The 22,722-nt window shown below is 63.9% G+C and carries 17 protein-coding genes and 1 pseudogene; 14 read left to right on the top strand and 4 right to left on the bottom strand.

Annotated features, from left to right (window positions below; genetic code table 11):
• Positions 1-110 precede the first annotated feature (110 nt).
• From ACD578_RS02815 to ACD578_RS02775, 9 genes are all read left to right on the top strand, one after another.
• Positions 111-1,388 carry a glycosyltransferase family protein gene (locus ACD578_RS02815; RefSeq protein ID WP_152712475.1) on the top strand — a complete coding sequence of 426 codons (1,278 nt, stop codon included), beginning with the start codon at positions 111-113 and terminating at the stop codon, positions 1,386-1,388.
• A gap of 8 nt (positions 1,389-1,396) precedes the next feature.
• Positions 1,397-2,668 carry a glycosyltransferase gene (locus ACD578_RS02810; RefSeq protein ID WP_404290673.1) on the top strand — a complete coding sequence of 424 codons (1,272 nt, stop codon included), beginning with the start codon at positions 1,397-1,399 and terminating at the stop codon, positions 2,666-2,668.
• Complete coding sequence (locus tag ACD578_RS02805; RefSeq protein ID WP_404290671.1) at positions 2,665-3,783, top strand: glycosyltransferase family 4 protein; 1,119 nt, start codon at positions 2,665-2,667, stop codon at positions 3,781-3,783. Before ACD578_RS02810 ends, ACD578_RS02805 begins: the two co-directional genes overlap by 4 nt.
• 9 nt (positions 3,784-3,792) lie before the next feature.
• Positions 3,793-5,733, top strand: coding sequence for a glycosyltransferase (locus ACD578_RS02800; protein WP_404290669.1), 1,941 nt, complete (start codon positions 3,793-3,795; stop codon positions 5,731-5,733).
• 31 nt (positions 5,734-5,764) lie between these two features.
• Positions 5,765-7,630, top strand: a complete 1,866-nt coding sequence (locus ACD578_RS02795; RefSeq protein WP_404290667.1) for a dipeptide ABC transporter ATP-binding protein — start codon at positions 5,765-5,767, stop codon at positions 7,628-7,630.
• Positions 7,630-9,543 (top strand): ABC transporter substrate-binding protein, encoded by a 1,914-nt coding sequence (locus ACD578_RS02790; protein WP_404290665.1) that lies wholly within the window; start codon positions 7,630-7,632, stop codon positions 9,541-9,543. The genes ACD578_RS02795 and ACD578_RS02790 overlap by 1 nt, the downstream gene beginning before the upstream one ends.
• Complete coding sequence (locus ACD578_RS02785; RefSeq protein WP_404290663.1) at positions 9,540-10,559, top strand: ABC transporter permease; 1,020 nt, start codon at positions 9,540-9,542, stop codon at positions 10,557-10,559. The genes ACD578_RS02790 and ACD578_RS02785 overlap by 4 nt, the downstream gene beginning before the upstream one ends.
• Positions 10,556-11,719, top strand: a complete 1,164-nt coding sequence (locus ACD578_RS02780) for an ABC transporter permease (protein WP_404290661.1) — start codon at positions 10,556-10,558, stop codon at positions 11,717-11,719. Before ACD578_RS02785 ends, ACD578_RS02780 begins: the two co-directional genes overlap by 4 nt.
• Positions 11,720-11,792: 73 nt before the next feature.
• Positions 11,793-12,740: an acetamidase/formamidase family protein gene (locus tag ACD578_RS02775; RefSeq protein ID WP_404290659.1), complete on the top strand. Its 948-nt coding sequence runs from the start codon at positions 11,793-11,795 to the stop codon at positions 12,738-12,740.
• Here ACD578_RS02775 and ACD578_RS02770 read toward each other — a convergent pair.
• Both ACD578_RS02770 and ACD578_RS02765 read right to left on the bottom strand, forming a co-directional pair.
• On the bottom strand, positions 12,737-13,990 hold the full coding sequence (locus ACD578_RS02770) for a DUF763 domain-containing protein (protein WP_404290657.1): 1,254 nt from the start codon (positions 13,988-13,990) through the stop codon (positions 12,737-12,739). The two genes, ACD578_RS02775 and ACD578_RS02770, sit on opposite strands and share 4 nt — an antisense overlap.
• 204 nt (positions 13,991-14,194) lie before the next feature.
• Positions 14,195-15,677 (bottom strand): annotated as a pseudogene (locus ACD578_RS02765) (DEAD/DEAH box helicase).
• A 271-nt stretch (positions 15,678-15,948) separates the two neighbouring features.
• Between ACD578_RS02765 and ACD578_RS02760 the strand changes: the two are divergent.
• From ACD578_RS02760 to ACD578_RS02745, 4 genes are all read left to right on the top strand, one after another.
• Positions 15,949-17,151 (top strand): MFS transporter, encoded by a 1,203-nt coding sequence (locus ACD578_RS02760; protein ID WP_404290655.1) that lies wholly within the window; start codon positions 15,949-15,951, stop codon positions 17,149-17,151.
• A gap of 202 nt (positions 17,152-17,353) precedes the next feature.
• Positions 17,354-18,874, top strand: a complete 1,521-nt coding sequence (locus ACD578_RS02755; RefSeq protein ID WP_404290653.1) for a glycerol-3-phosphate dehydrogenase — start codon at positions 17,354-17,356, stop codon at positions 18,872-18,874.
• Positions 18,875-18,888: 14 nt separating this feature from the next.
• Positions 18,889-20,385, top strand: coding sequence for a glycerol kinase GlpK (gene glpK / locus ACD578_RS02750; protein WP_404290651.1), 1,497 nt, complete (start codon positions 18,889-18,891; stop codon positions 20,383-20,385).
• A gap of 45 nt (positions 20,386-20,430) precedes the next feature.
• Positions 20,431-20,580: a hypothetical protein gene (locus tag ACD578_RS02745; RefSeq protein WP_404290649.1), complete on the top strand. Its 150-nt coding sequence runs from the start codon at positions 20,431-20,433 to the stop codon at positions 20,578-20,580.
• A gap of 27 nt (positions 20,581-20,607) precedes the next feature.
• Here the strand turns inward: ACD578_RS02745 and ACD578_RS02740 are convergent, their stop codons facing one another.
• A complete protein-coding gene (locus tag ACD578_RS02740) occupies positions 20,608-21,033 on the bottom strand; it encodes an HIT family protein (RefSeq protein ID WP_404290647.1) in 426 nt (141 codons plus the stop codon).
• A gap of 441 nt (positions 21,034-21,474) precedes the next feature.
• Between ACD578_RS02740 and ACD578_RS02735 the strand changes: the two genes are divergently transcribed.
• Positions 21,475-21,669, top strand: a complete 195-nt coding sequence (locus tag ACD578_RS02735) for a general stress protein (RefSeq protein WP_152712488.1) — start codon at positions 21,475-21,477, stop codon at positions 21,667-21,669.
• Positions 21,670-21,749: 80 nt separating this feature from the next.
• Here the strand turns inward: ACD578_RS02735 and ACD578_RS02730 are convergent, their stop codons facing one another.
• Positions 21,750-22,652, bottom strand: a complete 903-nt coding sequence (locus tag ACD578_RS02730; RefSeq protein WP_404290645.1) for a DMT family transporter — start codon at positions 22,650-22,652, stop codon at positions 21,750-21,752.
• Positions 22,653-22,722: the final 70 nt, after the last annotated feature.

Here is a 22,722-nt window from a genome sequence, read left to right as displayed (position 1 = left end):
CCTCTTTCCGATCTCGGGCAACGCCTTATTTGATCGATAGGGACCGTAGAAGGTAGAGAAGGTGGATGGGTCGTCAATCGACCCGCCGGCCTTATCGTAGGGGCAGCCGCATGGCAGACCTGGTGACGGACTTTGATCAGGACGCAGGTCCTTCCCCGGCGCAGCCCGTGAGCGGCCGTGGAACGCGAGTCCTTATCTACAGCCACGACACCTTTGGCCTCGGGCATCTGCGCCGCTCGAGGGCGATTGCCAACGCCATCGTGCAGGACCGGCCGGACACCTCTGTCGTCATCATCTCGGGCTCGCCCGTCATCGGCAATTTCGAGTTCGACAGCGGCGTCGATTACATCCGCATCCCGGGAGTCACGAAGCTGCCGGACGGGGATTACCGCAGCCTCAACCTCAATGTGGAACTGGATGAGGCGGTGGGCCTGCGCCAGGCTCTCATTCTCCAGGCCGCCAAGGCTTTCAAGCCGGATGTGTTCATCGTCGACAAGGAGCCGACGGGATTCCGCGGCGAAGTCGTGCCGGCGCTCGATTACCTTAAGGCAGCCGGCTGCCGCCTCGTGCTCGGCATTCGCGACGTGATGGATGAGCCGGCCCTTCTCGTGCCGGAGTGGGAGCGCAAAGGCGCGAAGGAAGCCCTGATCCACTATTACGACGAGATCTGGGTCTACGGCCTCAAGGACGTCTATCAGCCTCTCAAGGCCCTGGATCTGCCGCCTCACGTGGAAGAGCGCATCACCTATACCGGCTATCTGCGCCGGGACGTGCCGCCAACCCCGTCCCTGACCAAGTACCCCAAGATCACGAAGCAGCCCTTCATCCTGGTGACCACGGGCGGCGGCGGCGACGGCGACGACCTGATCGACTGGGTGATCTCGGCCTATGAGGCCGACGCGGAGCTCGAGCAGCCGGCGCTCATCCTCTTCGGACCCTTCATCGACCGGGACAAGCGCCGCTCTTTCGTGGAGCGCATCACCAAGCAGCCGAAGCTCGATGTGATGTCCTTCGACAACAAGATCGAATGGCTTATGAAGAAGGCGGACGCCATCGTGGCCATGGGCGGGTACAACACCTTCTGCGAGGCCTTGTCCTTCGACAAGCGCACGCTGATCGTTCCGCGCACCCGTCCCCGCCTCGAGCAGTATATCCGCGCCGTCGAGGGCGAGCGGCTCGGGCTGGTGAGCATGCTGAGCGACTACAAGAAGCCGCGGACGCCGGAGCGCATGGCCGCCGCCCTGCGGTCCCTGTCGTCGCAGCCGCGCCCGTCGGAGGTGATCGTTCCCGGCCTCCTCGATGGACTCGACCGGGTGCAGGAGCGGCTGAAGGCTCTCACAACCTCCACGGCGCGGTTTGCCACCGTGTATCATCAGGCGGCCGAGTAATCGTATCCATGCTTCCCTCGATGACAGCCCGGCGCATCGCCGTTGTCGTGAAAGGCTATCCACGCCTCTCCGAGACCTTCATTGCCCAGGAGATCCTGGCCCTGGAGCAGCGTGGACTGGAGCTTGAGATCTGGTCCCTCCGGCATCCGACGGAACGGGCCGTGCATCCCATGCACAAGGCGATCAAGGCACGGGTCGCCTATCTGCCGGAATATCTTTACGAGGAGCCGCTGCGCGTGCTGCGCGGCGCCGTCTGGAGCCTGAGCCAGAAAGGCTTCGGCCCCACAATCCGGGCCTTCTGGCGCGATCTGAAGCGAGATTTCACCGCCAACCGGGTGCGCCGCCTCGGCCAGGCCTTCGTGATGGCGCGGGAGATGCCGGAGGACGTGCGGCATCTGCATGTGCACTACCTTCACACGCCGGCATCCGTCGTCCGGTATGCCGCATTGCTCACAGGGCGCGGCTGGACCTTCTCGGCCCATGCCAAGGACATCTGGACAACGCCCGATTGGGAAAAGCGCGAGAAGATGGCGGAAGCCCTCTGGGGCGTGACCTGCACGGCGCAAGGGGCTGGCAATCTTCGATCGCTGTCGCAGCCTGAACGGGTGTCGCTCGTCTATCACGGGCTCGATCTCTCCCGCTTTCCTGCGCCGCCCGAAAGCCGCCCGGTCCGGGACGGCTCCGACCCGCTCGATCCGGTGCGCATCGTGTCCGTCGGGCGCGCCGTGGCGAAGAAGGGCTTTGGCGATCTGATCCAGGCGCTCGCAGCACTGCCTCAGGATCTCCACTGGCGCTTCGCCCATGTGGGCGGCGGAGAACTGCTCAACAGCCTGAAAAAGCAGGCGCAGGAGGCCGGCATCGCCGACAAGGTGGCCTTCCTCGGCTCCAAGGCGCAGCCCGACATCATCGCGCTCCTGCGCGAGGCGGACCTTTTCGTCCTGCCCTCGAAGGAAGCGAAATCGGGTGACCGTGACGGGCTTCCGAACGTGATCATGGAGGCGGCGAGCCAGGGGCTCGCCATCGTGGCGACGGACTTTGCGGGCATTCCCGAATTCATCCGCAACGATGTGGAAGGCCAGCTCGTGCCGCCGGGCGATTGGGAGGCTTTGTCCAACGCGCTCAACCTCCTCGCCCGCGATCCCGAGCGCCGCAAAGTCTTTGGCGCTGCCGCCTTTTCGCGCCTGCGGCGGGAGTTTTCCATGGAAGGCGGGATCGACGAGCTGGAAGCCCGTCTGCGAGCCGTGACGGCGAACCCCAAGAGAGAACCGGAGCGGGTGTGACGATCTCGCGGCCGGTCGCGTTCTACGCCCCCTTGAAGAGCCCGAACCATCCGCTTCCCTCGGGCGACCGCACCATGGCGCGCCTGTTGATGAAGGCTCTCGACCAGGCAGGCTATTCGCCATTCCTCGCCAGCGAGTTGCGAACGCTCGACAAGACAGGCGACCGACAGCGTCAGGAGAGCCTCCGGCAGCAAGCGCTGGAAGAGGCCGACCGCCTCATCGCCCATTACAGGGCGCTGCCCGAGGAGATGCGTCCCTGCCTGTGGTTCACCTATCACGTCTACTACAAGGCGCCGGACTGGATCGGGCCGCGCGTCGCCGACGCACTCGGCATTGCCTATGCGGTCGCGGAAGGCTCACGGGCGGCAAAGCGTGCGCAAGGATCATGGGCTCTCGGCCACGAAGGGGCGGAAGCGGCGCTGGACCGCGCCGATGCGATCTTCGTCATGACGGCCCACGACCGGGAGGCTCTGGAGATCGCGCGACCGCAGCATCAGACCCTGGCGGATCTGCCACCGTTTCTGGACTTGCGGGAATGGCCTGCATCGAGCTCTCGCCCTTTGCCGAAAGCCGCACCGCGCCTTCTCACGGTGGCGATGATGCGGGAGGGCGACAAGCTCGCCTCCTATCGTATTCTGGCTGCGGCCCTGGAGCGGCTGCAGCACCTGCCCTGGACCCTCGATGTCGTCGGAGACGGCGAGGCGCGGGATGAGATCGCGCGGCTGTTCTCCCCCATGTCACACCGCGTGCATTTTCATGGGCAGATTGAGGGCAAGGCCGATCTGAAAGTGCATTATGAGGCCGCCGAACTCCTGGTCTGGCCCGCCGTCAACGAGGCCTACGGCATGGTGCTGCTGGAGGCTCAGGCTCTGGGCTGCGCGGTGGTTGCGGGCGCCTATGGCGGCGTTGCCAGCGTGGTGCGAGATGGCGAGACCGGATTGCTGACGCCACCCGGTGAGATCACAGCTTTCGCCGATGCATTAAGCGATCTCCTGCGGGATCGGGAACGGCTGCGGGACCTCGGCGCCAACGCGTCCCGGTTCGTCAGGCAGGAACGCGATCTCGCTCACGCCGCTTTGCGCTTGCGCAATGCGCTCGAACCGCTCACGGATTAGAGCGGGAGAATGAGCTTGCGCGTTCTGATCGCCGTCACGCATCTCTTGGGAGCAGGCCACCTGACGAGGGCAGCCGCCCTGGCACGGGCTTTTGCGCGGAAGGGACATGACACGACGCTGATGTCGGGCGGAAGCCCTGCCCGCCTGGCCGATCTGGAGACCGTCACCTTCGTCCAGCTGCCGCCCGTGCGAACCGTCGGGACGAGTTTCAAGACGCTGCTCGGTGAAGACCTCGAACCCGTCGATGCGGCCTATCTCGAAAGGCGCCGCACCCTTCTGCTCGACACCTTCAAAACCGTCCGGCCCGACATTCTCATCACCGAGCTTTTTCCTTTCGGTCGCCGGGTTCTGGCGGACGAGTTCTCGGCCCTGCTCGATGCCGCACGCAGCTCGAATCCGCGCCCGCTGGTTCTGTGCTCGATCCGGGACATCCTGGTGCCCTCCTCCAAGGCCTCGAGGATCGCGGAAACGCATGAGCGGGTGCTGCGCGACTACGATGCCGTTCTCGTTCACGGCGATCCGGCGCTGGTGCCGCTCGAGGCCTCCTGGCCGTTGGACGAGCGGATCGCGCCTCTTATCCGCTACACCGGCTATGTGGACGAGAATGAGGGACCTGTCCCGGCATCTCGCAGACATGGAATCGTGGTCTCGGGCGGATCGAGCGCAGCGAGCCTGCCGCTCTACCGTGCAGCCATTGCGGCGTCACGGGAGATCGCCGACCGGCCCTGGCACATTCTTATCGGCCGGGGTGTCACGGAACCGGACTTCCTCTCCATCCGGGAGAGCGCTCCGGCTCATGTCGTCGTTGAGCGGGCAAGACCCGATTTCCGTGCCCTGCTCGCCGGGGCCGAACTCTCCGTGAGCCAGGCCGGATACAATACGACCGTCGACCTCCTGCGCTGCGGGGTCAGATCGGTTCTCGTCCCCTTCGAGGTGGACCATGAGACGGAGCAGCGCCTGCGCGCCGAACGCCTGACGGCGCTGGGGCTTGCCGAGATCCTGCCCGAGGCAGACCTGTCGCCGCAGAACCTGGCAGACGCGATCCGGCGCGGCCTGACCGGGGCGCCCTCCCCGCCTCCATCCATATCCATCGACGGAGCCCGGCGGAGCGTTGTCGTGGCCGAAAGTCTCGCGCACTCCATGCCCGCTCTTCACCAGACCATCGACTGGTCACCGCTGGATCGGGCCCTCGACCGAGCCGGGGATCAGGGCTGCCCCATACGCTTCTGGTGGCGGGACGACGATGCGGTGGCCGATACGCCCCAGCTCGATCGGCTTCTCGGTCTTGCGCGCCGCAACGAAGCCGGAATTGGCCTGGCGGTCATTCCTGAAGGCATCGACGCCTCGCTTGCGGCGCGCCTGGCACAGGAGCCGAGAGCCGTCGCCCTCGTCCATGGCTGGCGCCATGCCAATCACGCCCCTGGCGACGACAAGAAGGCGGAATTCGGCGCTCATCGTCCCTTGGACCCCATGGCAGCCGAAGCGGAACAGGCTCTGCACCGGGCGCGGGAGCGCCTCGGATCGAGGCTCCTGCCGGTCTTCGTGCCGCCCTGGAATCGGATTTCACCGGGACTCGTCCCGCACCTGCCGCGCCTGGGATTTCGGGGATTATCCACCTTTACGGACCGGAAGGCTGCCCATCCCGTAGCGGGACTTTTTCAGATCAACACCCATGTGGATCCCATCGACTGGCACGGCACGAGAAGCCTGACCGACCCGGCATCGATCGTCGCCAGTCTCGCCGGGGCGATCGAGCGGCGACTGGCCGGCCATGCGGATCGCGACGAGCCGATCGGATTTCTGACGCATCATCTCGTTCATGACGACGTCATCTGGTCGTTATGCGAAAGGCTTATCGCCCATCTCGCCGCCAGAGGCATACGTTTCCTGTGCCTTGATGAGTGTTTCGGCATGGAAACAAGATCACATTTGAGATCTAATGAGATTTGATGCGTTATGCTCATAGTCTCTGGAGGAGCATATGGAAGCGCCACTCCTGTCGGTTCGCCAACTGACAGTTGATTTCAACACCGATGCCGGAAATTTCCGGGCTGTCGACGGTCTGACGCTCGATATTCCCAAGGGGAAGACGGTGGCGCTCGTCGGCGAGTCCGGATCCGGCAAATCGGTGACGGCGCAAGCCATCCTCCAGATCCTGTCGAAGAAAGCCAAGATCACGAGCGGCTCCATCGTGTTCGACGACCCCACGAACGGCGAAGCGGTCGACATCGCGGCGCTCCAGCCCGAGAGCGACGCCATGCATGCCCTGCGCGGCGGGCGCATCGCCATGATCTTTCAGGAGCCGATGACATCCCTGTCCCCGCTGCACACCATCGGCGACCAGATTTCCGAAGCGCTGATGATCCATGCCGATGTGGATCAGGCCAAGGCGAACCAGAGCACCATGGAGGTGCTGGCACGGGTCGGCTTCCCCGATCCGAAGCGAGCCCTGACGACCTATCCGTTCGAGCTCTCCGGCGGATTGCGTCAGCGCGCCATGATCGCCATGGCGCTCATCACCCGCCCGGCTCTTCTGATCGCGGACGAGCCCACGACGGCGCTCGACGTGACCACGCAGGCGCAGATCCTGGATCTCATCAAGGAGCTTCAGGTCGAGACCGGCATGTCGGTGCTTCTCATCACGCACGATCTCGGCGTCGTCGCCAATGTGGCGGACGAGGTGGTGGTGATGTATCGCGGGAGGATCATGGAGGCCGGCTCCCGGGAGAACATCTTCCGCAACGCGCAGCACGCCTATCTCCAGGCGCTCATGCGCGCCGTCCCGCGCTTTGCCATGGCGGAGAACGAGCGCCTGACCCCGATCCGCGAGGTGACGAGTGCAACCCTCGCATCGGTCAACGCGCCCGAGCGCGTTCAGCCCAAAGGTCCCATCCTGAAGGCCGAGCACCTCACCAAATGCTTCACCCTCCGATCGGGCTGGTTCTCCGGCAAGACCCAGGAGATCCGTGCCGTCAGCGAGGTCGATCTGGCCCTTCCCGCCGGCAAGACGCTGGGGCTCGTGGGCGAATCCGGCTGCGGCAAGACCACCGTGTCCAAGATGATCATGCGCGCGCTTAACCCCAATTCGGGCCGCGTGCTGTTCGACGACGGCACGGGGCCGAAGGACGTGCACAAGCTGGAAGGGGATGCGCTGACCGCCTATCGCCGGTCGGTGCAATTCATCTTTCAGGATCCGTTCTCGTCCCTCAATCCGCGCATGACGGTCTACGAGCTTCTGACCGAGCCCCTGCGCATCCACGACATCGGCACCTCGGACGAGCGCTATGAGCGCGTGAAGCAGCTCCTCGACATGGTAGGACTCGATCAGCGATTCCTCAGGCGCTATCCGCATTCCTTCTCCGGCGGCCAGCGCCAGCGCCTCGGTATCGCGCGAGCGCTCGCCCTCGAGCCGCGCGTGCTGCTCTGCGACGAGCCGGTCTCCGCGCTGGATGTGTCGGTGCAGGCGCAGGTGCTCAACCTGCTCAAGGACCTGCAATCGGCCCTCGGATTGTCCTATCTCTTCGTCTCCCACAACCTCGCGGTCGTGGACTACATCGCCGATACCATCGCGGTCATGTGCCGGGGCTATATCGTCGAGGAAGCGCCGAAATCCTCCCTCTTCCGCAACCCGGTGCATCCCTATACGCAGGCGCTTCTCGCCGCCGTGCCGGATCCTGACATTGACCGGCCGCTGGATTTCGCCAAACTGCGAACCGGCCGCTTCTCGCAACCGTCGGAATGGCCTGAGCCGTTCCGCATCAAGCCCGGCGAGTTCGGCCTGATGAAAGAGATCGAACCTGGCCACAAGGTTCGTGTGGGGCACCTGACAGCCCGGGAGGCTGCGTGATGCTGCTCAAAACCCGAACACGATCGCTCGTCCTCGCCGCCGCCCTCGGCTTGCTGGCCCTGCCTGCTCCGGCGCAGGACTTCAAGGACGCGCCTTTCTTTGCCGATCAGGTGAAGGACAAGAAGCTGCCGCCCCTCGCGGAGCGGATTCCGAAAGCGCCCATCGTGGTCGACGCGGCGGGTCAGTACGGCGGCGATATCGTCACCCTGGTGCCGCGGCCGCGCGACATCCGTTACATCTCGACATTCACCTATACGCGGCTCGTCGGCTACGACAGAAACCTGCAGCTTCAGCCCGATCTCTTGGAAAAGCTCGAGAACGAGGACGACCGGGTCTTCACATTCACCCTTCGCCCCGGCCATCGCTGGTCGGACGGCTCTCCCTTCACGACGGAGGATTTCCGCTACTATTGGGAGGATGTGGCGCAGAACGCGGATCTCTCGCCGGCCGGGCCGCCCGAGTTCATGATGGTGGACGGCAAGTCCCCGCGTTTCGAGATCCTCGATGAGCGGACATTGCGCTTCACCTGGGACAAACCCAACCCCCGCTTCCTGCCGCAATTGGCCGGCGCGCTCGATCCCGGCATCTACCGGGCTTCCGCTTATCTCAAGCAGTTCCATGCCAAATACGCGGACAAAGCCGCCCTCGAAGAGAAGGCAAAGCAGCAGAAGCTGAAATCCTGGGCCGCCTTGCACAACCGCCTGGACGACATGAAGGAGCAGACCAACCCGGCCCTCCCCACGCTCATGCCCTGGCGCGTCATCACGGCGGCGCCGGCCAACCGCTTCGTTTTCGAGCGCAACCCCTACTACCACCGGATCGACCGCCAAGGGCAGCAGCTGCCTTACGTCGACCGGCTCATCATGGACGTGTCGGCGAGCGGTCTCTTCGCGGCGAAAGCCAATGCGGGAGAGCTCGACCTCCTGTTCCGCGGCCTCTCCATGAGCGACATCCCGGTACTGAAGGAGGGCGAGAAGGCGAAGGGCTACACGACCCTGCTCTGGCCCTATGCACGGGGCACCGAGCTTGCGCTTTATCCCAACCTCAACACCGTGGATCCGGTCTGGCGCCAGCTCAACCGGGACATCCGCTTCCGCCGCGCCCTGTCGCTCGGCATCGACCGCAAGACCTTGAACAACGCACTGCTCTTCGGGCTCGGCACGGAGGGCAACAACACCATCGTGGCGGAAAGCCCGCTCTTCTCGCAGGAGCTGCGCACGACCAATGCCGACTATAATCCGGGTGAGGCTTCACGCCTGCTCGACGAGATCGGCCTGACGAAGCGCAACGGCGCCGGCATTCGCCTGCTTCCCGACGGACGCGAACTCGAGATCATTGTCGAAACCGACGGTGAGAGCAGCCTCGTGGTCGATGGCCTGACCCTGATTGGGGAGTTCTGGCGCGAGATCGGCGCGAGGCTTTTCGTGAAGCCGCAGGACCGCACCGTTCTGCGCAACCGCTCCTATGCAGGGTTGACGGTCATGGTGGCGGCCCCCGGTCTCGACAATGCGATCCCCACCGTCATCATGCCGCCGACCGAACTCGCCCCTATGCGCCAGGACAATTACACCTGGCCCAAATGGGGTCAGTTCGCGGAGACCAAGGGCAAGAACGGGGAACAGGTCGACATTCCCGAAGCCCAGCGCCTTCTCGACCTCTACACGACATGGATGAACACCGGAAACCGGGACGTCCAGAGAGACGCCTGGAGCGAGATGCTGCGCAACCATGCCGAAAATCAATGGTCCATCGGCACCATCTCCGGCGCGCTGCAGCCCATCGTCATGCGCAACGGGTTGCAGGGGCTTCCCGCCAAGGCGCTTTACAGCTGGGAGCCGACGGCCATGATCGGCATCTATCGCCCTGATGAAATCTTCTGGAACAAAGCCGCCGGCAAAGAGGCCCGTCGATGATCCGTTTCCTGTTGCGTCGCTTCGTCACCATGGCGGTGACCTTGTTGATCATTTCGGCCTTGGTCTTCTTCATCATCAAGCTGCCACCGGGTGACTTTCTGTCCAATCAGATCGCCGAACTGAGGGCGCAGGGCGAATCCGCCTCCATTGCGAAGGCGGAGTTTCTCATCATGCAGTACGGCCTCGATAAACCCGCCTGGCAGCAATACCTGGTGTGGCTCGGCGTCATGCCCGGACCGAACGGATTCTCCGGCCTGCTGCAGGGCGATTGGGGATGGTCGTTCGAATACGACAAGCCCGTCGTGGACGTGATCGGCGATGCCCTGTGGCTGACGCTTCTCGTCAACCTCGCGGTGGTGATCTTCATCCATGTCATCTCGATCCCCATCGCGATCTATTCGGCGACGCGGCAATATTCCATCGGCGACTACGTCGCCACCTTCATCGGCTATATCGGGCTTGCGACTCCGAGCTTCCTGCTCGCGCTGATCCTGCTCTATTACGTGAACCGATGGTTCGGAGTTTCCATCGGCGGCCTCTACGATGCGCAATATGCGGGCGAGCCCTGGACCTGGGCCAAGACGCAATCCCTGCTCTCGCATCTCCTGGTCCCGACTGTCGTGATCGGCCTCGGCGGCACGGCGGCCATGATCCGGCGCATGCGCGCGAACCTGCTCGACGAGCTCGGCAAGCAATATTACGTGACCGCGAAGGCCAAGGGCCTGGGACCCACCAAGGCCCTGCTGAAATATCCCTTCCGCATGTCGCTCAATCCCTTCATCGCCGATATCGGCAACCTGCTGCCGCATCTCGTATCCGGCTCGGTTCTGGTCTCGCTGGTGCTGAGCCTGCCGACGGTCGGGCCGATTCTCCTGAGTGCGCTGAAAAGCCAGGACCAGTTCCTGGCCGGCTTCATCCTCATGTTCGTCGCCGTGCTCACGGTCGTCGGCATGCTGATTTCCGATCTCCTGCTGGCCGGGCTCGATCCGCGGATCCGGATGGGAGGCGGGCGATGAACACGGCTCTCACGTCCAAGGGTCATTACGTCGACCCGGCGCCCTTCGATCCCGGCAAGACCGAGCCCGTGGGCGCCGAGAGCGAGAGCTTTTACCGCGCCTCGTCCTGGCAGCTGATGTGGTGGAAGTTCCGCCGCCATAAAGTGGCGGTGGCGGCGGCCTTCGTGCTGCTCGCCTTCTACGCTCTCGTGCCGTTCGTCGAGGTGATCGCGCCCTACAACCAGACCAAGCGCCACGGCGACTTTCTCTATGCCCCGCCGCAGGGCGTTCACCTGATGCACGAGGGCCGCCTCATCGGGCCCTTCACCTATCCCTACACCTACAGCTTCGACCTGGAGAGCTTCCGGCGCGTCTACACGGTCGATACCTCGAAGCCTCAACCGATCCGCTTCCTCTGCCGGGGCGATGCCTATCAGTTCTGGGGCATGTGGGAGATGAATTTCCATCTCGCCTGTCCTCCGGAAGGCGGCACCATGTTCCTGCTCGGCACCGACCGTCTCGGGCGCGATCTGCTCTCGCGCATCATCTATGGGGCGCGGATCTCGCTCACCATCGGCATCGTCGGCATTGCCGTGTCGTTCACGCTCGGCCTCTTCTTCGGCGGCCTCGCCGGCTATCTCGGCGGCTGGGTCGATCACGTGATCCAGCGCATGATCGAGATCCTGCGCTCGCTTCCGGAGCTGCCTCTCTGGCTGGCCCTTTCCGCCGCCCTCCCGGCGAACTGGAGCCCGATCCTCGTGTTCTTCGGCATCACGATCATCCTCGGCCTTCTCGACTGGCCGGGCCTCGCGCGCGCCGTGCGCTCGAAGCTGCTCTCGCTGCGCGAGGAGGATTTCGTGAAGGCGGCGGAGCTGATGGGCGCGTCCAAGCAACGCATCATCGCGCGCCACCTCATCCCGAACTTCATGAGCCACCTGATCGCCTCGGCAACGCTCTCGATCCCTTCCATGATCCTCGGCGAGACGGCCCTCTCCTTCCTAGGACTGGGTCTGCGTCCGCCGGTGACGAGCTGGGGCGTCCTGCTCAACGAGGCGCAGAACCTCGCCGCCGTGCAGCTTCACCCCTGGTTGCTCTTCCCGATGGTCCCGGTGGTGATCGTGGTGCTGGCCTTCAACTTCATGGGCGATGGCCTTAGAGACGCAGCGGATCCTTATCATTAGGCGGAACGTCAGTTGTCCTAAGGGCAAGGGAATGCGAGACATCCTGAAGCAATAGCGATGACAGAGGTGTTTCGTGGCCGATTACCGGATTGATGCTTCCCCGGAGAGCGTTCACTGGGGTTATTTCGACGCGGGGCTTTCCCCGCTCCTCACCGTCGATTCCGGCGACACGGTCACGATCTCGACGATCTCCGGCGGTCCTGAGGTGATGCCGAAGCCGCCCTTCGTGATCCCTGAGTCTTTGTCGACCCTCCACGCCACGCAACGCCCCAAATTGCCCGGCCATATCTGTACCGGGCCTGTCGAGGTGCGGGGTGCCAAGGCCGGTCATGTTCTCGAAGTGCGCATCAAGGGTATCGAGCTGAACTACGATTGGGGCTTCACCTATGTGGCGCCGCTCAAAGGCGCCCTGCCTGACGATTTTGACGAAATGCATCTCATGCACATCCCGCTCGACCGCGAGCGGATGACCGGTCGTATGCCGTGGGGACTCGAGTTGCCCTTGAAGCCGTTCTTCGGCGTCATGGCGGTCGCGCCGCCCGCGTCCTGGGGCGCGCTCAGCACGCTGCCGCCGCGCCGCAACGGCGGCAATCTCGACAACAAGGAGCTCGTTGCGGGAACGACCCTCTACCTGCCGATCCATGTGGATGGCGCCCTGTTCTCCGTCGGCGACGGGCATGGGGTTCAGGGCGACGGAGAGGTCTGCGTGACGGCCATCGAAACCGGTCTGATCGGCACGTTCGAGCTCCATCTGCGCGAGAACATGCGGCTGACATGGCCCCTGGCCGAGACGCCGACGCACATCATGACCATGGCGTTCGATCCGGATCTCGACGATTGCGTCGTCATCGCGCTGCGCGACATGATCGACCTGATCGTCGCCCGCACCGGCATCACCAAGGCGGAGGCCTATGCCCTGTGCAGCCTCGCGGCGGATCTGCGGATCACGCAGGTCGTGAACGGCAACAAGGGCGTCCACGTGATGCTGGACAAGAGCCTGCTGCAGAAGGCCCAGCGTTAAACCGTCTCGTCCGGCGGCGGCTCGTCTCCGAAGATCGAGCGGCCGCCGTAGGAATGCGACTTCGCCCGCTCCTGCCGGATATGCTCCTCCACATCGGGTCCCGAGGCATGGCGCTCGAGCCGACGGGCCTGGTCATCGAGACGCTTGAGGGCGAAAAGCTCCTCCTGCTGCCCGAGCTTCGCCTTCTGGACGGCCGATTTCAGCACCCGGATCGTTTCGTCATAGACCCGCACCGGCACCGGATAGGGGTGCCGGTCCTTGCCGCCATGGGCGAAGGAGAAGCGGGCCGGGTCGCTGAAGCGGCATGGTGTGCCATGGACGACTTCCGCCACCATGGCGAGGGCCTGTACGGTCCGCGGTCCCACTCCGGGCGTCATCAGCAGATCGGGAAAATCCGCGGGCCCACGATCGGCCGCCGCAGCAAGACTCCCGTGCAGGCGGCGCAACACCACGTCCTTCGGCCGAACATCGTGATGCTCCGGCATCACCAGATGCGGCAGCAGGGGCTGCGGGTTTGCGGCAGGTGCCGCGTCCGCCTCGCGCTCTTCAAGCGCCAGAAACTTGCGGGCAACGCCATCGGGTCCGAGCGAACCGAGAACCTCGATCTGGGCCTTGCGCGAGGCCTCAGCCCGGCGGTCGGTGAGATTGACGATCATGCCCAGCCCTTTGCCATCGATGGCCGTGTGCGGCTCGTCGACGAAGCTTTCGAGATCCTCGGACAGCCAGTGATAGCGACGCGCCTGCCGGCGCCCGTCGTTCATTCCCTGCTGGACGACCGCCCATTTGCCGTCATCCGTGACGATGAAGCCATGGAGATAAAGGTCGAAACCATCCTGAATGGCGGCGCTGTCGACCTTCGCCACCAGCCGGCTGGCATTGGCCAGAGCCGAACCGTCGAAGCCGACGCGCTCGCCGATGGAGACCAGTTCGTGCGGCGTCTGGCGCGAGTTCCGCCCGCGCCCGCCGCAGACATGGATTCCGAGTTCTTTCGAGAGCGGGGTCAGTCCACGCTTGAGGGCACCGATGACACTGGTGGTGATGCCGGAGGAATGCCAGTCCATCCCCATCACGGCTCCGAACGACTGGAACCAGAAGGGGTGCGCGAGCCGACGCAGCAGCTCGTCCCGCCCGTAATGATGCACGATGGCCTCGCTCATCACACCGCCGAGGCGGGTCATGCGGTCGGCCAGCCATTTCGGCACATGGCCGCTATGCAGCGGCAAGTCGGCACTTCCGGCCCGTTTGGCCATTAGGCGGTGTCTCCACGTCGTTTAGGTTTTGCAGAAATTGCTATGCCATGATCCGCCCTCATCGGTCACGATACGGATCTACCCAATTCCTGCTTCCGAGTGACAACAGAATAGCGCAATGAGCCCTCCTCCCCACAAAGGGGAGCGAAAGAATGGGCTTGAATAGAAAAAGGCGCCTTGCGGCGCCTTTCCTGTTGTCGTGCCTTAGCGGCGGCGCGGGCTCTTTTCGAGCCAGGCCACCTGGGCCCCGTCTCCGCGGCGTCCTTCCGGACGGCCGGATGCGGGCTTCCCTTGAGCGGGCCGCTGTCCCTGTGCCGGGCGCTGGCCTTGTGCCGGCCTCTGCTGGTTGCCGGTGGGCTGGCCGCCCTGCGGCTGAGCGTTGCCGCCGGGCTTTCCGCCGCGACCGCGACGGCGCTTGGGGCCGCGATCGGCATTCGGATCGGCGCTGCGCGGCTGGCCGTGGCCCTGATGCCCGCGGGCATGGGGAGCCGGACGTCCGCGCTGCGGCTGTTCGCGGCGCGGCTCGGACGATTCCGACGGGGCGGAACCGGCAGGAAGGCCTTCGGGAAGCGGCATGACCGGCACCTTGAGGCGGGTCAGCTTCTCGATGTCCTTGAGGTAAGCCTTTTCCTCGTCGTTGCAGAACGAGATCGCGAGTCCGGTCGCCCCGGCACGGGCCGTGCGGCCGATGCGGTGGACGTAAGATTCCGGCACGTTCGGCAGGTCGTAGTTGATGACGTGGCTCACGCCCTCGACGTCGATGCCGCGCGCGGCGATATCGGTCGCCACCAGAACCCGGCACGAGCCGTCCCGGAACCCGGCGAGCGCACGCTCGCGCTGCCGGCTGGGACTTGTTGCCGTGAATGGCCGCGCCTGCGATGCCGGCCTTGTCGAGGCCGCGCACCACCTTGTCCGCGCCGTGCTTGGTGCGGGTGAAGACGAGGACGCGTTCAATGGACGGATCGCGCAGGAGCGTTTCGAGCAGGACCTGCTTGCGGCCGGTCTGCACGAAGATCACGCTCTGCTCGACGCGCTCGGCGGTGGTCGCCACCGGCGTGACGGCAACGTTGGCCGGATTGCGCAGGAAGGAATCGGCCAGCGTCGAGATCGTCTTCGGCATGGTGGCCGAGAAGAACAGGCTCTGGCGATCCTTCGGCAGCAGGGTCACGATGCGCTTGAGCGCATGGATGAAGCCGAGATCGAGCATCTGGTCGGCCTCGTCGAGGACGAGGATCTCGATCTCGCGCAGGCTCAGCGCCCTGCGGTCGATGAGGTCGATCAGGCGGCCGGGCGTGGCGACGAGGACGTCGACGCCGTTGGCCAGCGCCTTCTCCTGGCGGGAAATGGTGACGCCGCCGAACACCACCTCGGTGGTGAGACGCAGGTTCCGGCCATAGGCTTTGAAGCTGTCAGCGATCTGGCTGGCGAGCTCACGGGTCGGGCTGAGAACGAGCACACGGGGGCTCTTGGCCCGGCGCGGCTTCGGGTTCGCATTCAGGCGATGCAGGATCGGCAGCGCAAAGGCGGCCGTCTTGCCGGTGCCGGTCTGGGCAATGCCGCAGACGTCGCGGCCTTCCATGGCATAGGGAATGGTCTGGGCCTGAATCGGCGTGGGCTTCTCATAGCCCTCGGCAGTCAAGGCCTTCAGGATCGGCTGGGCCAATCCGAAATCGGTGAAGAGTGTCAAAGTGGATGTCTTTCGAACGGATGCGGTGAGCCGCAAAGCAGGTTCGGCTTGATAAAGCAAAGGCGCTTCAGGGCTCTTTAAGGCGAGAGCCCGCGTGATGGGGCCGTCGTATGATTGAGCGATTGAAGAAGGGAACCGGGGTCTTCGCCGTTTCGCGATTATCCGTCACGCAGTCCCGCTCAAGCTGCTCGATGATCGAGCGCCGTCGCCTGCTGTGCATATGGAGGCTAAAAACCTATCCGTCAACCTCAAGGCCTGACATAAAGCAAGAATGTCTCCCCCCGGCTCAATGCCCTGGCGCTTCGTCTCGGCCCTGTCGTTCACCCAGCTGATCTCCTACGGGACGCTCTTCTACGCCTTCGCGCTCCTGATCGAGCCCATGGAGCGGGAGCTGGGATGGTCGAAGACCGCCCTGACCGCCGCCTATTCCCTGGCCCTCGTCTCCTCCGCCTTCTTCGCATTTCCGGTCGGCCGGCTGATCGACCGGGGCTATGGCCGAGCCGTGATGACCGGCGGCTCCATCCTCGCCGCCCTGTTCCTCGCTCTTTGGGCATGGACGGACCATTACCTGCCTTTCGTGCTGATCTGGCTCGGCATCGGCGCGGCCATGAGCGCCGTGTTCTACGAACCGGGCTTTGCGGTTCTGGCCTCCCGGCTCGGCCTTCTGACCCGCCGCGGGATCACCATCATGACCCTCGTCGGCGGCTTCGCCAGCACGGTCTTCATCCCCCTCACCCATGTGCTGATCGAGGCCTATGGCTGGCGCGGCGCGCTGCTCGTTCTGGCTGCCTTGAACTTGGCCATCTGCGCCGTGCTGCATGCGTCGAGCATCCCGGCTGCACCAACCCGTCCCAAGCAGAGCGGCGAAAGCCACATCGCCGCCCGGTCTGCGTCCGATCCCCGCCGCGTGCTCACCAAGCCGGCCTTCTGGCTGTTCGTCGTCACCAACGTCCTCCAAGGGATCATCTCCACGGGAATCCCGGTCCATCTGATTCCGATCCTGCTCGAGAGGGGCTTCACCATCGATGCCGCCGTGGCGGCCTACACGGTGATCGGTCCGGCCCAGGTCGCCGCGCGGTTTATGACCGGATTCGGTGAGCGCGCCATGAGCCTGAGGGGGATCGGCGTCGCCACGATGGCCCTGAGCGTCCTTGCCTTCGCCCTCCTGCCTTTCGTCCCAGGCGGATCCTGGCTGATTTTGGGATTCGCAGGCCTCTATGGCGCGGCCAACGGAATGCTCACCATCGTGCGCGCCCTTCTGCCGCCTGAACTGTTCGGCCGGGAGGATTACGGGGCGATCCAGGGCATGATCGCCATGCCGGTCCGGATCGCCATGGCAGGCGCCCCCTTCGCCTTCGGGGCTCTCTGGGCCTGGCGGGGCAGTTATGATGCCGTCGTGCTGCTGTGCTTGGGAATGGCCGTGTGCGCCTTCGGCGCTTTCATGTTAAACTTAGCCTTGGCAAAAGAGCCCTGATCCTCTCGAGAATTCACTTGCTTTTGCGCACGATGCGCAAAAATGGGCCGGCTTCCACTCTGAACGGTGCACAAGTTAGAAATGTTATCAGCGGATCGATCCCCAAAAGTGCATTCCACTTTGGGGTCCGATGCATTAGACGGCTAAGGAAATCATGTGCAGGGTTCCTGGGGGACCCGGGTTGCAAGGAAAGACGAGTCTCGTGACGACAGTGACTGATCTTCTGATTGTGGGCGGCGGCATCAACGGCGCGGGCATTGCGCGCGATGCAGTGGGCCGAGGCCTCTCGGTTGTGCTCTGCGAGCAGGGTGACCTGGCCGGCTACACCTCCTCCGCCTCCACGAAGCTGATCCATGGCGGCCTGCGCTACCTGGAATATTATGAGTTCCGGCTGGTGCGCGAGGCCCTGTTCGAACGCGAGCGCCTGCTGGAATCCGCTCCCCACATCATCTGGCCCCTGCGCTTCATCCTGCCTCACGAGAAGGGTATTCGCCCGGCCTGGTTCGTACGCCTCGGCCTATTCATGTACGACCACCTGGCCCCGCGGAAGAAGCTGCCGGGGACGGAAGCGATCAAGCTCACCCGGCACCCTGCCGGCCAGGCCCTCAAGCCCGGCTTCGACACCGCCTTCGTCTATTCCGACTGCTGGGTCGAGGACAGCCGCATGGTGGCCCTCAATGCTCTCGACGCCTTCGAGAAGGGCGCCGACATCCGGGTCCGCACCAAGCTCATTTCCGCCCGCCGCGAGGGCGATCTCTGGGTGGCGAGCCTCCAGGACGTGGAGTCGGGACAGACCGAGGAGGTCCGTGCACGGGTCATCGTCAATGCAGGCGGTCCATTCGTGGCCGACGTGCTGAACTCCAAGCTTGGTCTCAACACCACCAAGAACGTGCGCCTGGTGAAGGGCAGCCACATCGTGGTACCCCGGCTTTTCGACACCAAGGAAGCCTTCATTCTCCAGAATACGGACAAGCGGATCGTCTTCGCGATTCCGTACCAGGAGAAGTTCACCCTCATCGGCACCACGGACATTCCGGTCGAGTCGGTTCCAGACAAGAAGGTCGAGATCAGCCAGGACGAGATCCAGTATCTCTGCAACGTCGTGAACCACTTCTTCAAGCGCCAGGTCACGCCAGCGGAAGTGGTGTGGACCTATTCCGGCGTGCGCCCGCTCTTCGATGACGGCTCGAGCAACGCCTCCGCGGTGACCCGCGACTACGTGTTCGACATGGACGCGCCGCAGGGTCAGGCGCCGGTGCTGTCGATCTTCGGCGGCAAGATCACCACCTTCCGCAAGCTCTCCGAGCACGCCCTCGAGGAGTTGAAGCCCTTCTTCCCCAGCATGAAGCCGTCCTGGACGGAGAAGGCGAAGATGCCGGGCGGCGACATGCCGGATGCGGATTTCGACCGCTTCTTCGCCACCGTGCGCCAGCGCTGGCCCTTCCTGCCCGAGCATCTCGCCCATCGCCTGGCGCGGGCCTACGGCACGCGGATGGAAGAGCTTCTGGGTTCCGCCACGTCGCTCGCCGATCTCGGCGAGGATTTCGGCGCCGGGCTGTTGGCGGCGGAGGTCGATTACCTCGTGCGCCGCGAATGGGCGCGCACGGCCGAAGACATCCTCTGGCGCCGCTCGAAGCTCGGGCTGCATGTGCCGGTTGACGCTGCGGCCAAGATCGATGCCTATTTGGCCAAGAAGAACGTGGCGTCCGTCGCCGCGCAGTAACATCGGGGAAGGATATGGCTCGCTACGTTGGTGCCATCGACCAGGGCACGACCAGCTCGCGCTTCATCGTGTTCGACAAGGCCGGCGCGATCGTTTCGGTCGGCCAGAAGGAACACGAACAGATCTATCCCAAGCCCGGCTACGTGGAGCACGACCCGCTTGAGATCTGGCGGAACACGCAGGAGGTGATTCAGCAGGCGCTGGCCAGGAAGGGCTTGAAAACCCAGGACCTCGCCGCCATCGGCATCACCAACCAGCGCGAGACGACGCTGATCTGGGACAGACGTACCGGCAAGCCTCTTCACAACGCCCTCGTGTGGCAGGACACCCGCGTCGATTCCATCGTCGAGGAATTCGCACGGGACGGCGGTCATGATCGTCTCCGTGACAAGACCGGCCTGCCGCTGGCGAGCTATTTCTCGGGGCTGAAACTGCGCTGGCTTCTCGACAATGTCCCGGGCGCCCGGGAGAAGGCAGCGGCCGGGGACGTGCTGTTCGGCAATATCGACACCTGGCTGGTCTGGAACCTGACGGGCGGCGTCAACGGCGGCTGCCACATCACCGATGTGACCAATGCCAGCCGCACGCAGCTCATGAACCTCCGGAGCCTCGAGTGGGACGAGGAGATCCTGAGGCTCTTCGACATCCCGAAGGCATGCCTGCCGCAGATCCGCTCGTCGAGCGAAGTCTATGGCGAGGCGACCGACGGCCTCGCGGGCGTTCCCATCGCGGGCATTCTCGGCGACCAGCAGGCAGCCCTGGTGGGGCAGGCCTGCGTCCAGCAGGGGGAGGCCAAGAACACCTATGGCACCGGCTGCTTCATGCTCATGAACACCGGCGAAACCCCCTACCCTTCGAAATGCGGCCTGCTCACCACGGTCGGGTACCGCTTCGGCCAGGGAAAGCCCGTCTATGCCCTGGAGGGCTCCATCGCGATTGCCGGCGCCCTCGTGCAATGGCTGCGGGACAATCTCGGACTGATCCAGAACAGCACCGAGATCGAAACCCTCGCCCGCGGCGTCGAGGACAATGGCGGCGTGACCATCGTGCCTGCCTTCTCGGGCCTCTACGCACCGCACTGGAACTCCCATGCCCGTGGCCTGATCGGCGGCCTGACGCGCTTCGCCAACAAGGGCCACATCGCCCGCGCGGCGCTCGAGGCCACCGCCTTCCAGACCCGCGAGGTGCTCGAGGCCATGACCAAGGATACCGATATCGCCGTCAAGGAACTGCGCACGGACGGCGGCATGGTCGTCAACGAGCTGCTGATGCAGTTCCAGGCCGATATCCTGAACGTTCCCGTGGTGCGCCCCAAGGTGATCGAGACCACGGCTCTCGGAGCCGCCTATGCGGCCGGGCTGGCAACGGGCTTCTGGAGCGGAACGGACGAACTGGTGCGCAATTGGGCCGTCGACAAGCGCTGGACGCCGGCCATGGAGGCGTCTCGCCGCGAGCGACTGAATGCCGTCTGGGACAAGGCGATCGCCCGCTCTCTCGATTGGGCGGACTGACGCACTGCGCTTCGGGATTGAAGCCTTCCCCGAAGGATCGACGGGATGGCCCTTCTCCACGTCATGGCCGGGGCAGATCGGGCCATCCCGATTGAGAAAAGCGCCGCGCTTTACCGAAGCGCGATCACCGGCACAGGGCCGGTGATGACCTGGACGGTGGTGCTATCGCGGGAACGATCCAAGCGGCAACAATGACTTGCGTTGCAGCTAATCCTCATCGCGTCATGCCGCCGGCAGAGCGGCGCGGATCTTTGAGGCGAAATCCTCCAGCACCTCAGGTTTTTCCATCTGACCCGTATGAGGCTTCAACGCCACCCCTTCGAAGCGGGGGAGCACATGGAAGTGGATGTGGAAGACCACCTGCCCGCCTGCGCTCTCGTTGAATTGCTGGATCGTCAGGCCGTCGGCCGAAAGCGCCTTCTTGGCGGCCTTCCCGACGATCTGAACCGCCTTCGCCAGTTCGGCCAGATCGTTGGGCTCGACATCGAGGAGGTTGCGGGCCTTGGTTTTGGGAATGACAAGCACATGCCCGTTGCCGCGCGGCATGACGTCCATGAAGGCGAGCACGCGATCCGTCTCGTAAACCTTTTGGCATGGAAGCTCACCGCGTAGGATCTTCGCGAACACGTTGTCGTCGTCGTAGGTCATCCCGCCCTCTCTTCCTGAACCATCATCCTGAGCGCCCCTGAAGGAACGCCTGCGCCACGTCTTTTATACCGTTCCAGGCGGACAATCATCTCTCCTGATCGGCGTCGGCGCCCGCAGCCAAGTCTCCTTGTCGAGAGTCATCCCCTGCCGACGTCGCAGCATTCCTGGCTCCTTGTTTCAGACGACGAGAATAGCCGCCGATTTATTCGCAAATAGAACCGCTCTCCAACCTGCGATGAAGTAAGTACCTTCTTGGTTCATATTCCCATGAACAAGATGTTGCCACGTTTATCCGGCTCAAACATTTGCGCTAAGCGTAACAATTCGTATCGAATGAATATTTTCATGGAATTTTTTGCAAAGGTTCGCTCTTCCTCATCGGAACCATCGAATCCGAGAGCGGTTGAAGAAGCACGGACACGATTCGATAAGGAGGCATAAATGACGCCAGGTAGTTCGACCTCGAAGCGTGGCTTCGCGTCGATGGACTCTGACCGGCAGCGCGAAATTGCGAGCAAAGGGGGTAAGAGCGTTCCCGCCGAGAAGCGGTCTTTCTCCCAGGATCGCGAACTCGCCTCCGAAGCCGGCCGCAAAGGCGGTCAGGCCTCGGGCAACACGCGTGGCAACCAGGAATAATTCATTTCTGATGCATACGGGTTTGGGGGCCGCTCAGCGGCCCCTTTACTTTTGAATTCTACATAAAAGCTCCCGGCGCCTCATCCGGATGCTGCCGTCTTCATGTTCTTCTTTTCCGAAAGGGATAGAGCCGTCGCGGCCAGCATGATTCCCATGCCAACACCTTCGGCCCAACCGAACGGCTCATTCGCATAAACGACCCCGACGGCAACGGCGATGATCGGGCTGACGAAGGCATAAAGCCCCGCCCGAAAGGCGCCCCAGTCGCGCACGAGCCCAAGATAGATCCAGAACGCGATCAGCGACCCTCCAAATACCAGGATGCTCAGGCCGAAAATGGCTCTTGCGTCCAAAAGCCCGGCGAAATGCGCTGGATCGTATCCTTCGATGAGGAGGGAAACAGGGACGAGCGCAATTCCCCCAATGAGGCTCTGCCAGAAGGCGAGCACCAGGGGCGGCATGGACAGGGTCAGCGGTCGGCTGATCACCGAGCCCCAGGCATAGGACACGGTCCCGATGGCAACCGCGATAAGACCGAAGACCGGCATCGTGCCGCTCTGAGCCTCGCCCGTTCGACCGGAGAACAGAAGAACGAGCCCCAGGACCCCGAGCCCGATGGCGCCGATGCGCCGCATCGTGATCCGCTCCTGGCCGTAGAGGGCTCCAATGATCACCAGGAAGATGGGCATCAGCGACAGGTTCACGATCGCGGACAGGCCGCTCGGAGCTCTCGCGACACCCCAGAACAGGAAGCTGTAGCAACCCGTGGTGATCAGGAGAGAGGCGACGACGATGCGGCCGAACTGGCTGGAGCGCAGGGACAGGCCTTGCGCCATGGCGACCACGAGAAAGCAGGGTCCGGCAAGCAGAAAGCGCATCGCGGCGAGAAAGATCGGCGGGACGACCTCCGAGGCTACCTTCATCGGCAGCCACGTCAGTCCCCAGATGAGCGCCATCAGGGCGAAAGCTGCGATGCGACTCACGCTCTAGGCCCGAAGACGGTCATTCCGTTTTCCAATGATCGATTGCGACCGGGTCATCGTGCCAGCAGGG

The organism is Microvirga sp. RSM25, from assembly GCF_044784385.1.
GTDB lineage: Bacteria > Pseudomonadota > Alphaproteobacteria > Rhizobiales > Beijerinckiaceae > Microvirga > Microvirga tunisiensis.
The sequence above is the reverse complement of the archived record's forward strand: the minus strand, read 5'-3'. Positions and strand labels throughout refer to the sequence as shown.

Bases quoted from the DNA above. Each gene is read 5' to 3' on its own strand.
- ACD578_RS02815 (WP_152712475.1), top strand. From the start codon at position 111: ATGGCAGACCTGGTGACGGACTTTGATCAGGACGCAGGTCCTTCCCCG.
- ACD578_RS02810 (WP_404290673.1), top strand. From the start codon at position 1,397: ATGCTTCCCTCGATGACAGCCCGGCGCATCGCCGTTGTCGTGAAAGGC.
- ACD578_RS02800 (WP_404290669.1), top strand. From the start codon at position 3,793: ATGAGCTTGCGCGTTCTGATCGCCGTCACGCATCTCTTGGGAGCAGGC.
- ACD578_RS02795 (WP_404290667.1), top strand. From the start codon at position 5,765: ATGGAAGCGCCACTCCTGTCGGTTCGCCAACTGACAGTTGATTTCAAC.
- ACD578_RS02790 (WP_404290665.1), top strand. From the start codon at position 7,630: ATGCTGCTCAAAACCCGAACACGATCGCTCGTCCTCGCCGCCGCCCTC.
- ACD578_RS02785 (WP_404290663.1), top strand. From the start codon at position 9,540: ATGATCCGTTTCCTGTTGCGTCGCTTCGTCACCATGGCGGTGACCTTG.
- ACD578_RS02780 (WP_404290661.1), top strand. From the start codon at position 10,556: ATGAACACGGCTCTCACGTCCAAGGGTCATTACGTCGACCCGGCGCCC.
- ACD578_RS02770 (WP_404290657.1), bottom strand. From the start codon at position 13,990: ATGGCCAAACGGGCCGGAAGTGCCGACTTGCCGCTGCATAGCGGCCAT.
- ACD578_RS02760 (WP_404290655.1), top strand. From the start codon at position 15,949: ATGTCTCCCCCCGGCTCAATGCCCTGGCGCTTCGTCTCGGCCCTGTCG.
- glpK (WP_404290651.1), top strand. From the start codon at position 18,889: ATGGCTCGCTACGTTGGTGCCATCGACCAGGGCACGACCAGCTCGCGC.
- ACD578_RS02745 (WP_404290649.1), top strand. From the start codon at position 20,431: ATGGCCCTTCTCCACGTCATGGCCGGGGCAGATCGGGCCATCCCGATT.
- ACD578_RS02740 (WP_404290647.1), bottom strand. From the start codon at position 21,033: ATGACCTACGACGACGACAACGTGTTCGCGAAGATCCTACGCGGTGAG.
- ACD578_RS02735 (WP_152712488.1), top strand. From the start codon at position 21,475: ATGACGCCAGGTAGTTCGACCTCGAAGCGTGGCTTCGCGTCGATGGAC.